The organism is Streptomyces tubercidicus, assembly GCF_027497495.1.
GTDB classification, from domain to species: Bacteria; Actinomycetota; Actinomycetes; order Streptomycetales; family Streptomycetaceae; genus Streptomyces; species Streptomyces tubercidicus.
The window spans coordinates 4,533,598-4,545,915 of sequence record NZ_CP114205.1; the positions used below are offsets into that span (position 1 = coordinate 4,533,598).

Consider the following 12,318-nt stretch of genomic DNA (forward strand, 5'->3'; position numbering starts at 1 on the left):
GGCGAGTGGGGTATGACGGGCGAGGCGGGAGCGATGAGCGAGTCGGGCGGCGGTTCGGCGGGGCGCGGGCCTGAGCCGCGGGGTCCGGGGGCGTCGGTTCCCTCGGCGGGGCCGATGCCCGTGGCTGGGGGCGGTCCGGTGGCTGCTGCTGGGGGGATGCCTTCAGCTGCGGCGATGCCTTACGGCGAGCCGGTGGCTCAGTCTGCCGGTGCACCGTCCGCGCCGGTCCAGCCGTCCGTACCCGCTCAGCCATCGGTACCCGCTCAGCGTTCCGTGCCGGTTCAGCCCTCCGCACCTGTTCAGACGCCCGGTCCCGCCCCGTCCTCACCTGCCGCGTCGACGTCTGCGCCGTCCGCTCCTGGACCTGCCGCTCCTGGACCCGCCGCTCCTGGGCCCGCCGCTCCCGGGCCCGCCGCTCCCGGACCCTCCGCGTCCGCCCCCGCGCCGGCTCCCGGTCGCTACGGCAGGCCAGGGCTGCCTGCCCGGACGCCCCTCTCGGTGCCCCTACTGCCGCCGGAACTTGCCGACGGCCAGCCCAGGCCGCGTCGCGGCGACCCCGTGGCCCGGCGGGCGGGCCGTGCGCTGCGCCGGGTCTTCGCCTCGTCGCCTGCCGCCGAAACGGCCGCGGTCACCCAGGCGGCGCACGCCATTCAGCAGCCCGTGGCCACGGGGCGGCAGATCGCCGTGTCCAGCATCCGGGGCGGCGCCGGCAAGTCCACCGTCGCCGCTCTGCTCGCGCTCACCTACGCGCACTACCGCTCCGACCCGGTCCTCGCCGTCGAGGCCGATCCCGCGCTGGGCACACTGCCGCACCGGCTCGGCGCACGCGAGGTGCGGTGGTCGGGCAGCGATCTGGCGCAGATCGTCGATCCGGCGATGCTGATCACGGATCTGACCGGCTATCTCCTCCCGTTCGCTGGTGGCGGCTGGCTGCTGCCCGGCAGCCAGGGCGCCATCGGCACCCGGCTGGACCTCGACACCTACCGCATCGTGATGACCTCGCTGCGCCGCCATTTCGCGGCCACCGTCGTGGACTGCGAGACGCTGCCCGCCGAAGTGGCGCGCACCGCGCTGGTGACCACCCAGGCGCGAGTGGTGGCCACCCCGGCGACCCCGGAGGGCGTGGCGGCCACCCGTGCCGTACTGGACTGGGTCGGCGGGCTGCACTCCGGTCTGCTGCCCACCACCGTCGTCGTGCTCACCCACACCTCACCCGACAGCGCTCTCGACGTCCGCCGGGCCGCCGAACACCTCGGGGCAGGAGGCGCGGCGGTGCTGCCGCTGCCCTACGACAGGCATCTGGCGGCCGGCGGAGCCATCCGTACGGAGCTGCTCGGCGAACGGACGAGGGAGGCGGCGGCGCGGATCGCCGCTGAGGTGATGGACCGTGCGGTCTCGCGGGAACCTGGGCGGCAGCAGCAGCAACGGCAGACGACGGTGCATCCGCCAGGGCAGCCGCCGGTGTACGTCCCGGGGCAGGCGACCGTCTCGCCGCCGCCCCAGGACCCGCAACGGGCCCCGGCCCCGGCCGGCCCCCAGGCTCACGCCCAGCAGCAGCAGCCCCAGCCCCAGCCCCAGCCGGCGCCCGGCTACCACCCGCCGCAGGCCGCGCCCCCGGCGCCCGCACCGCCCCAGGGCCCGGCACCCCAGGGCACGCCGCCTCAGGGCCCGCCGCCCCAGGGCCCGGCGACGCAGCCGATGCCGACGATGCCGGTGGCGCCCCCGCAAGCCGCCGGGACCCCGCAAGCCGCCGGGCCCCCGGAAGGCCCCGGCGCCCCCACCGCCCCCGACCAGCGGAGCCCGTTCGACGGAGGGCCGGTCCCCTGACCCCGAGCCACCCCTGACCCCGAGCCACCCCTGACCCCGAGCCGCCCCGGCCGACGTCCACCCCACCGCCCGTCCGCTCCGTGAGACAGGTCCTGAGACAACCGGGCGCTCCCTTTACGCTGCCGGCCACCCAGGTAGGGCGAAGTCTGGACAACCCCGTAGTCCGGGACGATGCGGCTGGTCATCGCTGCGGGGGCAGGGCCTAGACTCCGGTCCGTACAGATCGTCGAAGTCGTTGAACAATCACAGTCAGGGAGCGAGGGGCGGACGTGCCGGACGCGACCGTACGCAGCACCGTCGCCGCGGACTACTTCCAGGGCTACTCGGTCGTCGGCCTCATCGCCGTGATCGGTGTGCTCTTCGTTGCCGTGGCTTTCGGTGCCGGGCGGCTGCTGCGGCCCGTGGTGCCTACGCCGGAGAAGCTGCTGACGTATGAGTGCGGTGTGGACCCGGTGGGTGAGGGCTGGGCGCACACCCAGGTCCGCTACTACGTCTACGCCTTCCTCTACGTCATCTTCGCGGTTGACTCGATCTTCCTGTTCCCATGGGCAACGATCTTCGCCGCCCCCGGTTTCGGCGGCGTGACGCTGGCGGAGATGTTCATCTTCCTCGGCTTCCTCACCGTCGGCCTGCTCTACGCATGGAAGAAGGGCGTCCTGGAATGGACGTGACCCCCGCCTCCAACAGCTCCCCGGCTGCGGGCGCCGCCCCCGAGTTCCTGCCGGAGCCGCGGCGCCTGGGCACCCTCGCCCGGCTCGCGCCCGAACCGATGAAGGTGGTCCTCAACTGGGGCCGCCGCTACAGCCTCTGGGTCTTCAACTTCGGCCTGGCCTGTTGTGCCATCGAGTTCATCGCCGCGTCCATGGCGCGGCACGACTTCATCCGGCTCGGCGTGATCCCGTTCGCGCCCGGCCCCCGCCAGGCCGACCTGATGGTCGTCTCCGGCACCGTCACCGACAAGATGGCGCCCGCGGTCAAGCGGCTCTACGAGCAGATGCCGGAGCCCAAGTACGTCATCTCCTTCGGGGCCTGCTCCAACTGCGGCGGCCCCTACTGGGACTCGTACTCCGTCACCAAGGGCGTCGACCAGATCATTCCGGTGGATGTGTACGTCCCGGGCTGCCCGCCGCGTCCGGAGGCGCTGCTGCAGGGCATCCTCAAGCTCCAGGAGAAGATCGCGCGCGAATCGCTGGGGGAGCGGTACGCGAAGGGCGGCACCGCCCGGCCCTCGGCGGCCGCACTGCGCAGCGGGCTCGTCACCCCGCCCGCGCCGCAGTCGGCGGACGCGCCGGAGCGGACGGACGCTCCGAAGGCGGCGGACGCTCCGAAGCCGGCGGGGGAGGAGCCCCGATGAGCGAGCAGCCCGAGAAGCAGACGAGGACCCCCGAGCAGCCGGAGACCCCCGAGAAGGCGCCCGAGACCCCCGAGCAGTCGGTGGCCCCGGACCCGGGCGAGCAGCCCGAGCAGTCCGAGCAGCCCGAGCAGTCCGAGCAGCCCCCCGCCGAGCCGGTCGTCGGCTGGCTGCCGCGCCCGGCGAGCGAGATCTTCGGTCCCGGAGCCACCGCGGACCTCGCGTACGACCTGCTGACCGTCGACGTCCCCGTGGACGGCTGGCTCACCGCGCTGACCGCCGCCCGCGACGACCTGGGCTGCAGCTACTTCGACTGGCTGAGCGCCGTCGACGAGCCCGGCACCGGCTTCCGGATCTGTGCCCACCTCGCGGATGTGGCGCGCCCCGGGACCGTCCACCGGCTGATCGTGCGGACGACCGTGCCGCACGACGCGGCCGAGCTGCCCAGCGCCGTCGGTGTGTACGCGGGCGCGGGCTGGCACGAGCGGGAGACCCACGAGATGTTCGGGGTCGGCTTCACCGGCCACCCGCACCTCGTACCGCTGCTGCTCCCGGAGAACTTCGAAGGGCACCCGCTGCGCAAGGACTTCGTACTGGCGGCGCGGGTCGCCAAGGCGTGGCCGGGCGCCAAGGAGCCGGGCGAGTCCGAGCACGGCGGGCCCAAGCGGCGCCAGATGCTGCCCCCGGGCGTCCCGGACCCGAACGAGTGGGGCCCGCTGAAGGGCCAGCTGCCGCCCGCGCCCGCACGTCCTGCGCGGGGTGCGCGGGCGGCCGGCGGCGCCGCGGGCGAGCGTCCGGCCCGGCGCACCCGTACGGCGGGCGCGGGGTCGGCCGGCCAGCAGGCGACGGGGGAGGCGGCCGAAACTGCGGCGACCCCGGCGCGTGCCGAGCGCCCGGAGCGCCCGGCACGTCGTACCCGTTCGGTGAGCGAGGGTTCCGCGAGCCAGCAGCGCACGGCGACGGACGCGGCGGAGACCACGGAGAGCACGAAGGCCGCCACGACCCAGACCCCGGCGACGGAGACCCCAGCGACGGAGGACCCGCCAAAGGCCACCCCGTCAAAGGACACCCCGACACCCCCGCCCGCCTCCGACGCCCCCTGGCATCACGCCCGCCCGGCCTTCGACGCGCCGGAGCGGACGGCCGGGCCCGGTAAGAAGACCGACCCGGAGACGCCGGCCGAGAACGACCAGAAGCCGCACCCCGAACCGGCGTCAACTACGGAGGCCGAACCGGCGTCCACTACGGAGGCCGAACCGGCGTCCCCCCAGCCCCCCACCCCCGAGCCCCCGGCAGGAGGCGACACCCCATGAGCGACGCTCTCGACATCGCGCTGCGCCTCCTCGCCGTCTTCGCCGTCTTCCTGGTCTTCCCCCTGGTCATCGGGCAGACCGAGCACAAGGTCATGGCCCATATGCAGGGCCGCCTCGGGCCGATGTACGCGGGCGGGTTCCACGGCTGGGCGCAGCTCGTCGCCGACGGTGTGAAGTTCGCGCAGAAGGAAGACATCGTGCCGGCCGGTGCCGACCGGCGGATCTTCCAGCTCGCGCCCGCCGTCGCGCTGCTGCCGTACCTCCTGGTCCTGGTCGCCATCCCGATAGGCCCGCACAACGCCGTGGGCCAGGAACTGGACGCGGGGATCTTCTTCGTCCTCGCCGTCATGGGCGTCGGGGTGCTCGGCTCGCTGATGGCGGGCTGGGCCTCGGCGAACAAGTTCTCGCTGCTCGGCGGTCTGCGGACGGCCGCACAGCTGCTGGCGTACGAGCTGCCGATGCTGCTCGCCGCGGCCTCCGTCGCGATGGCGGCCGGCACGCTCTCACTGCCCGGCATCATCGAGGCGTTCCACTGGTGGTGGGTGCCCTGGCAGATCGTCGGCGGCGTGGTCTTCTTCACCGCGGGGCTCGCCGAGCTCCAGCGGCCGCCGTTCGATATGCCGGTCGCCGACTCGGAGATCATCTTCGGTGCGTACACCGAGTACACCGGACTGCGCTTCGCCCTCTTCCTGCTCGCCGAGTACGCGGGCATCGTCGTCCTCTGCGCGCTGACCTCCGTCCTCTTCCTGGGCGGCTGGCACGGTCCGTTCGGCGCCGACGGTCTGGGCTGGCTGTGGACGCTGCTGAAGACCGTGATCCTCGCCTTCGGTGTCATCTGGCTGCGGGTGACCTATCCGCGGCTGCGCGAGGACCAGCTGCAGAAGCTCGCCTGGACGGTCCTCATCCCGCTCGCCCTCGCCCAGATCGCCCTCACCGGCGTCGTCAAGGTGGTGATCTCGTCATGAGCTTCCCCGGTTCCGGCCTCGCCAAGGGGCTGGCCGTCACCCTCCGGACGATGACGAAACGATCGGTCACCGCCCAGTACCCGGACGTCCAGCCCGACCTCCCGCCCCGCACCCGTGGCGTCATCGGGCTGTTCGAGGAGAACTGCACGGTCTGCATGCTGTGCGCCAGGGAGTGCCCGGACTGGTGCATCTACATCGACTCCCACAAGGAGACGGTGCCGCCGGCGGCCCCCGGGGGCCGCGAGCGCAGCCGCAATGTGCTGGACCGCTTCGCGATCGACTTCGCGCTGTGCATGTACTGCGGTATCTGCATCGAGGTCTGCCCCTTCGACGCGCTGTTCTGGTCACCGGAGTTCGAGTACGCCGAGACGGACATCCGCGAGCTGACCCATGAGCGGGACAAGCTCCGCGAGTGGATGTGGACGGTGCCCGAGCCCCCGGCGCTCGACCCGGCGGCCGAGGAGCCCAAGGAACTCGCCGCCGCCCACAAGGCCGCGGACAAACTCGCCGCCCAGCAGGCCGCGGAGGCCGAGGCGCAGGCCGCGGCCACGGAGCAGGACCAGGACCGACCTGATACCCCCGGGGAGGGAACGTGACGCTCGCCGCCGCCGCAGCCGGCCCCGGCTTCCTCTCGCCCACCGGCGTCGAGATCGCCTTTGTCCTCGTCGGCATCGCCACCCTCGGCGCGGCCGTCCTCACCGTCACCACCCGGCAGCTGGTGCACGCCGCCCTCTGGCTGGTCGTCGCCCTCGGCGGGATCGCCGTCGAATACCTCCTCCTCACGGCCGAGTTCATCGCCTGGGTGCAGGTGCTGATCTACGTCGGTTCGGTCGTGGTGCTGCTGCTCTTCGGGCTGATGCTCACCAAGGCGCCCATCGGCCGCTCCCCGGACGCCGATTCGGGCAACCGCTGGGCCGCGCTCACCGTGGCGCTCGCCTCGGCCGCCGCCTTGGTCTGGGTCGTCGTGGACGCCTTCCGCGCCACCTGGATCAGCTTCGACGGCGCCGCCCAGGGCTCCACCGAAGCCTCCGGGCGCAGCCTCTTCCAGTACTGGGTGCTGCCCTTCGAGGCGCTGTCGGTGCTGCTGCTGGCCGCGCTCGTCGGGGCGATCGTGCTGTCCCGCAGGACGGGGGAGGGCAAGGCCGCCGCGGCGGACCTCACGAACCGTGCCCCCCGCACCCCCGCCCCACGAGAGGAGCAGCGCTGATGCATCTCGCCTACCCGGCCGTCCTCGCCGTCCTCCTCTTCTGCACCGGTCTGTACGGCGTGCTCGCCCGCCGCAACGCGATCCTGGTGCTGATGTCCGTCGAGCTGATGCTCAACGCCGTCAACCTCAACCTCGTCGCCTTCGACGTCTGGCTGCGCGACACCCTGCACACCGGCCAGGCGCTCACCCTCTTCACCATCGCCATCGCCGCCGCCGAGATCGGCATCGGGCTGGCGATCGTGCTGCTCGTCTACCGCAACCGCGGCAGCTCCGACATCGACCGGCTCCGTGACCTCGCCGAGCAGGCGAGCGCCGGGGACGGGGACCCGCAGCCGGACACCACGGCGGAGGCCGCCGCGTGACCCTCACCACCACTGCCGTTCTCGTTCCCCTCCTGCCTTTCCTGGGGGCCGCCGCCGGTCTCCTGCTGGGCGGCCGGGCACCCGGATTCGTCCGGCCGCTGGCCGTGCTGCCGACGCTGGCCGCGGCCGGGCTCGCGGTGACCGTCGCGATCGGACAGGGCGCCGGCCCGGCCACCGACATCGCCACGCAGCTCACCCCGACCGGTTCGATCCCGATCGACCTGGCCCTGCACATCGACGGCTTCGCCGCGCTGCTCGCCGTCCTGGTCGGGGTCGTGGCGTCCTGTGTGCAGCTCTACTCCACCGCCTATCTGCGCGACGATCCGCGCTACCCCTCCTACGCCGCGCTGGTCTCGCTCTTCACCTCCGCGATGCTGCTGGTCGTCTACACCGGCGACCTGATGCTGCTGCTGGTCGGCTGGGAAGTCATGGGCATCTGCTCCTACTTCCTCGTCGGCCACTACTGGGAGACCGAGGCCGCCCGCGCCGCCTCCCTCAAGGCCTTCCTCGTCACCAAGCTCGGCGATGTCCCCTTCCTCTTCGGCATCTTCGCGCTGGCCGCCGACGCCGGAACCTTCCGTATCACCGGCATCCTCGGCACCGTCGCCAACGGCGGCCTGGACCATCCGACGCTGATCGCGCTGCTGCTGCTCGCCGGTGTCGCGGGCAAGTCGGCGCAGTTCCCGCTGCACACCTGGCTCCCGGACGCGATGGCCGGCCCGACGCCCGTCTCGGCGCTGATCCACGCCGCGACGATGGTGGCGGCCGGTATCTATGTCGTGGCCCGTCTCCTTCCCGTCTTCGCCGCCTCCGCGGCCGCGCTGGTGGTGATGGGCGTCATGGCCGCCATCACCATGGTCGGTTCCGGTCTGGCCGCGCTGGCCCAGGACGACATCAAGCGGGTCCTGGCCTATTCGACGGTCGGCCAGCTCGGCTACATGCTCGGCGCACTGGCCGTCGGCGACCGCGGCGCCGCCGTCTTCCACCTCATCTCGCACGGTGCCTTCAAGGCCCTCCTCTTCCTCGGCGCGGGCGTGATCATCCACGCCGCGGGCACCAACTCACTGGCCGCCATGTCCCGGATGAGCGGCCTGGCCCGGCGCATCCCGGACGCCTACTGGACCGTCACCGTCGCGCTGCTCGCGCTCGCCGCGATCCCGCCGTTCGCCGGCTTCTTCTCCAAGGAAGCCGTCCTGGGCGCCGCCGAGCACGCCGCCACCGGTGCGGCGCATGGCATCCCCGGCGCGGCCGGCTGGACCGTCCTGGTCTCCGGACTGCTCACCGCCCTCCTCACCGCGGCCTATGCCACCCGGCTGTGGCTGCTGGCCTTCAAGGGCACGGGCGTCGAAGTCCCCGACCACGGCCCGCAGCCGGCCGTCATGAACGCCGTGCTGTGGGTGCTCTTCCTCCCGACCCTCGCGCTCGGCCTCGCCTCCCCTCTGCTGCCCGACTGGTTCGACGGGCGTTCGCTCGCGCCGACCCTGACCACCTCCGTCCTGGGCACCGGAATCGCCCTCGTCGGCGGCCTGGTCACCTATGCGGCCTGGCGCCACACCACCGCCCTGGCCGCCCGCACCCCGATCGGCGCGGTCGTCACCGACCCGGACGCCCCGCCCGGCCTCGCCGAGGAGACGGCCATCGCCACCCACGCCCCGGTCTACGGAAGCGTCGCCGGCGCCCCGGACCCGGCCGACCCCGGCCGCCTCCTCCTCGGACCGCTGCAGCCGCACGCCGCCGTCGGCTTCCACCTCGACGCCGTCTACTCCGCGCTGTTCGTCCGGCCCGTACGCGCCGCCGCCACGCTCGTCCGCTTCCTGGACCGCGAGGTCGTCGACACCTACGTCCGCGGTGCCGGCGCCGCGCCCCGCTGGCTGGGTGCCGCCGTCCGCCGCGCCCAGACCGGGAACGTGCAGACCTACCTCGGCGCACTGCTCGCCGGCTCGCTCGTCCTGGCCGTCGCCGCCGTCCTCGTCGCCACGGGCACGGGGGCCTGACCGTGCTGCCAACCCCCGGGGGCCGACCCCCGTACCCCCAGCCGACAGCCTTCGTGGCCTGCCTCGCCGGAGCCGAACCCTTGAGGAGGGCCTGACCCGTGAATCACACCGCTATGCAGCTTCTCCTCGCGGCCGTCGTCGTTCTCCCCCTCGTCGGCGCGCTCGCCGCGCTGCTCCCGGCACCGCTCGGCCTGAAGGGCAAGAACCCCGACCAGGCCGTGCTGCGCCACGGCGTGACCGTCACCGGCGCCGTGCTCGCCGCCGCGATCGCGCTGGCCGCCGGCTTCGACCACGACCACCCGGCCCGTATGCAGGCCACCACCGACATCAGCTGGATCCCGGCGCTCGACATCCGCATCCATCTCGGTGTCGACGGCATCTCGCTCCCCCTTGTCGTCCTGACCGCGCTGCTGACCTTCCTCTGCGCGCTCTACTCCTACTTCCACATGCCAACGGGCCCGTCTCCCAAGGCATTTGTGGCCCTACTGCTCACTCTTGAGGCCGGCACCCTCGCCACCTTCGCCGTCCTCGACCTGATGCTCTTCTTCCTCGCCTTCGAGATGGTTCTCATCCCGATGTACTTCCTCATCGCCCGCTGGGGCGGGCGCGGAAAGCAGGCGGCGGCCTGGAAGTTCATCCTCTACACGCTGCTCGGCTCCGTCGTGATGCTGCTCGGCCTCCTCCTCATCGGCGTGAAATCCGGCACCTTCGACATGGTGGCACTCGCCACTGACAACGGACCGAAAGCCCAGCTCAGCCACACAGTTCAGGTGCTCGCGGTGCTCGCGGTCGGCATCGGACTGGCCGTCAAGTCGCCGCTGTGGCCGCTGCACAGCTGGCTGCCCGACGCCCACACCGCCGCCCCCACCGTCGGCTCGGTGCTGCTGGCCGGTGTGCTGCTGAAGATGGGCACCTACGGCTTCGTACGGATCGCCCTGCCCATCACACCCGAGGGCATGCAGACCTTCGCGCCGTACCTCGCCGCGCTGGCCGCCGTCGGCATCATCTACGGCTCGCTCGCCTGCCTCGCCCTCGTCCGCAAGGGCGCCAAGGGCGACCTCAAACGCCTGATCGCCTACAGCTCCGTCGGCCACATGGGCTTCGTCCTGCTCGGCATCGCCAGCATGACCCCCACCGGCGTCAACGGCGCGCTGTTCGCCAACATCGCGCACGGCCTGATCACCGGCCTGCTCTTCTTCCTCGTCGGCGCGCTCAAGGACCGCTACGGCAGCACCGACCTGGACACCCTGGCGGGCAGCACCGGCGCCGCCCTCTACGGCCGGGCGCCGCGCTTCGGCGGTCTGCTCGCCTTCGCCGCCGTCGCCTCCCTGGGCATCCCCGGACTGGCCGGGTTCTGGGGGGAGATGCTGGCGATGTTCGGCGCCTTCCAGCCGGCCCCCGGCCTCAGCCGCCCCGCCTTCCTGACGTTCATGGTGCTGGCCGGTCTCGGCACCCTGCTGACCGCCGCCTACCTGCTGCTCGTCGTCCGCCGCGTCTGCATGGGCGGCACCCCGCACCTCGCCCCGACCGCCCCGCTCGGCACCGCCGACCCGGCCGCCGAGGATCCGTCCGGACAGTCCGCACCGGCCCCCGCGATCCCCGACATCGCGCGCTACGAATACGCGGCCTGGACCCCCCTCGCCGTCCTCACCGTCCTTGCCGGACTGTGGCCCGCGGCCCTCCTCGGCCTCACCGACCCGGCCGTCCAGCAGCTCCTCGGAGGCGGTAAGTGATGAGCTCGATCACCCCCCTGGTCCAGTCCGTCGACTGGGTCGCCCTCGCGCCGCCCACCCTCACCGCGGCCGTCGCCCTGGTGGTGCTCGTCGCCGACCTCTTCCTCCCGGCGGCCCGTAAGCCGCTGCTGGGCTGGATCTCCACCGCGGGGCTGGCGGTCTCCGCGCTCCTCCTGCTGCCCCTCCTGGGCGGCGACCGCCGCACCTTCTGCCTGCCCGCCCACCCCGAGGTGTGCAGCTATGTGGCCGACCCGTTCGCCCTGGTCATCCAGTTCCTGGTGCTCGGCGGGGCGCTGCTGACCGCGCTGCTGTCCATCGACACCGTCAAGGACCAGGGCCTGCCCGCCGGGGAGTACTGGTTCCTGCTGCTCTCCTCGGCTGCCGGCGCCGCCCTGCTGCCAGCCTCCCGGGACCTCGCCACCCTCGTCATCGCCCTCGAAGTGGCCTCGCTGCCCGCCTTCGCCCTCGTGGGGCTGCGGCGCGGCGACCGGCTCTCCTCCGAGGCGGCGCTGAAGTTCTTCCTCTCCTCGGTGGCCGCCACCGCCGTGATGCTGCTCGGCGTGAGCTTCCTGTACGCCGCCACCGGCAGCCTGCACCTCTCCCGGGTGGCGCACGCCCTCACGGCTCTCCCGGACCCGCGGCTGGCCACTCTGGCGAGCGCCGGCGTCGCCCTCACCCTGGTCGGCTTCGCCTTCAAGACGGCCGCCGCCCCGTTCCACTTCTGGGTGCCGGACACCTACGTCGGCGCGCCGCTCCCCATTGCCGGGTACCTCTCCGTGGTCGGCAAGGCGGTCGGTTTCTCCGGCCTGATCCTCGTCACCGTCCAGGGCTTCCCGTCGTACGCGGACGTCTGGGGCCCGGCGCTGGCCGTCCTCGCCGCCCTCACCATGACCGTCGGCAATGTCGCCGCCCTCCGTCAGGACCCCCGCCGCGCGCACAGCGCCGTACGGCTGCTCGCCTGGTCGTCGGTCGGCCAGGCCGGCTACCTCCTGGTGCCGATCGCGGCGGCCGGCTACACCAAGGACCCGGCGCACGCCATCGGCTCCACCGTCGCCTACGCCCTGATGTACGCGGCCGTGAACCTCGGCGCCTTCGCCGTCGCCGCCCTGGTGGCCCGTACGCGCCCCGCCAACCGCATCGCCGACTACCGGGGCTTGTACGCCCGCCGCCCGCTGGCAGCGCTCGCCCTGGGCTTCTTCCTGCTGTGCCTGGCCGGGCTGCCGCCGGGCATCATCGGCCTGTTCGCCAAGGTCACGGTCTTCTCCGTGGCCGTCGACGCGGGCCTGGCCTGGCTTGCGGTGATCATGGCGGTCAATGTCGTGATCGCGCTCTACTACTACCTGCAGTGGACCACGGTCCTCTTCCGGGGAGCCGGAGCCGGAGCCGGAGCCGAGGCCGACGAGACGGCGCCCGAGGCCGCCCCGGTGGCGGCGCAGCAGCCGCCCCACCACCGGATCCCGGCACCCCTCGCCACCGCCATCGGGCTCGCCACCGTCCTCGGCATCGCCCTCTCCGGCGCCCCGCAGCTCGTCCTGCGCTTCGCCTCCGGCGTGCTGCTCTAACCCC

General features: G+C 73.0%; 11 protein-coding genes. All 11 read left to right on the forward strand.

Translation table 11 applies throughout. The annotated features are described in order from the left end of the window. Positions 1-498: 498 nt before the first annotated feature. Positions 499-1,827, forward strand: coding sequence for a CpaE/TadZ family protein (locus STRTU_RS19750; RefSeq protein WP_246240856.1), 1,329 nt, complete (start codon positions 499-501; stop codon positions 1,825-1,827). A 269-nt stretch (positions 1,828-2,096) separates the two neighbouring features. Next, complete coding sequence (locus tag STRTU_RS19755) at positions 2,097-2,498, forward strand: NADH-quinone oxidoreductase subunit A (RefSeq protein WP_174878898.1); 402 nt, start codon at positions 2,097-2,099, stop codon at positions 2,496-2,498. Beyond that, entirely contained in the window at positions 2,489-3,181 is a 693-nt protein-coding gene (locus tag STRTU_RS19760) for an NADH-quinone oxidoreductase subunit B (protein WP_159744839.1), read from the forward strand. Before STRTU_RS19755 ends, STRTU_RS19760 begins: the two co-directional genes overlap by 10 nt. Further along, a complete protein-coding gene (locus STRTU_RS19765; protein WP_167539178.1) occupies positions 3,178-4,491 on the forward strand; it encodes an NADH-quinone oxidoreductase subunit C in 1,314 nt (437 codons plus the stop codon). Before STRTU_RS19760 ends, STRTU_RS19765 begins: the two co-directional genes overlap by 4 nt. Next, positions 4,488-5,456 (forward strand): complex I subunit 1/NuoH family protein, encoded by a 969-nt coding sequence (locus tag STRTU_RS19770; RefSeq protein ID WP_159744840.1) that lies wholly within the window; start codon positions 4,488-4,490, stop codon positions 5,454-5,456. Before STRTU_RS19765 ends, STRTU_RS19770 begins: the two co-directional genes overlap by 4 nt. After that, a complete protein-coding gene (locus STRTU_RS19775; RefSeq protein WP_159744841.1) occupies positions 5,453-6,052 on the forward strand; it encodes a NuoI/complex I 23 kDa subunit family protein in 600 nt (199 codons plus the stop codon). Before STRTU_RS19770 ends, STRTU_RS19775 begins: the two co-directional genes overlap by 4 nt. Next, complete coding sequence (locus STRTU_RS19780; RefSeq protein ID WP_159744842.1) at positions 6,049-6,663, forward strand: NADH-quinone oxidoreductase subunit J family protein; 615 nt, start codon at positions 6,049-6,051, stop codon at positions 6,661-6,663. The genes STRTU_RS19775 and STRTU_RS19780 overlap by 4 nt, the downstream gene beginning before the upstream one ends. Next, the gene (gene nuoK / locus STRTU_RS19785) at positions 6,663-7,025 is read left to right on the forward strand and encodes an NADH-quinone oxidoreductase subunit NuoK (RefSeq protein ID WP_159744843.1); all 363 of its coding nucleotides are present in this window, start codon (positions 6,663-6,665) and stop codon (positions 7,023-7,025) included. The genes STRTU_RS19780 and nuoK overlap by 1 nt, the downstream gene beginning before the upstream one ends. Further along, positions 7,022-9,019, forward strand: coding sequence for an NADH-quinone oxidoreductase subunit 5 family protein (locus STRTU_RS19790; protein ID WP_159744844.1), 1,998 nt, complete (start codon positions 7,022-7,024; stop codon positions 9,017-9,019). Before nuoK ends, STRTU_RS19790 begins: the two co-directional genes overlap by 4 nt. 113 nt (positions 9,020-9,132) lie before the next feature. Then, positions 9,133-10,752 (forward strand): complex I subunit 4 family protein, encoded by a 1,620-nt coding sequence (locus STRTU_RS19795; protein WP_159747088.1) that lies wholly within the window; start codon positions 9,133-9,135, stop codon positions 10,750-10,752. After that, a complete protein-coding gene (locus tag STRTU_RS19800) occupies positions 10,752-12,314 on the forward strand; it encodes an NADH-quinone oxidoreductase subunit N (protein WP_159744845.1) in 1,563 nt (520 codons plus the stop codon). Before STRTU_RS19795 ends, STRTU_RS19800 begins: the two co-directional genes overlap by 1 nt. Positions 12,315-12,318 lie beyond the last annotated feature (4 nt).

Excerpts from the sequence above, each read along its gene's own strand:
- STRTU_RS19760 (WP_159744839.1), top strand. The coding sequence starts at position 2,489 with ATGGACGTGACCCCCGCCTCCAACAGCTCCCCGGCTGCGGGCGCCGCC.
- nuoK (WP_159744843.1), top strand. The coding sequence starts at position 6,663 with ATGCATCTCGCCTACCCGGCCGTCCTCGCCGTCCTCCTCTTCTGCACC.
- STRTU_RS19770 (WP_159744840.1), top strand. The coding sequence starts at position 4,488 with ATGAGCGACGCTCTCGACATCGCGCTGCGCCTCCTCGCCGTCTTCGCC.
- STRTU_RS19775 (WP_159744841.1), top strand. The coding sequence starts at position 5,453 with ATGAGCTTCCCCGGTTCCGGCCTCGCCAAGGGGCTGGCCGTCACCCTC.
- STRTU_RS19765 (WP_167539178.1), top strand. The coding sequence starts at position 3,178 with ATGAGCGAGCAGCCCGAGAAGCAGACGAGGACCCCCGAGCAGCCGGAG.
- STRTU_RS19795 (WP_159747088.1), top strand. The coding sequence starts at position 9,133 with ATGCAGCTTCTCCTCGCGGCCGTCGTCGTTCTCCCCCTCGTCGGCGCG.
- STRTU_RS19800 (WP_159744845.1), top strand. The coding sequence starts at position 10,752 with ATGAGCTCGATCACCCCCCTGGTCCAGTCCGTCGACTGGGTCGCCCTC.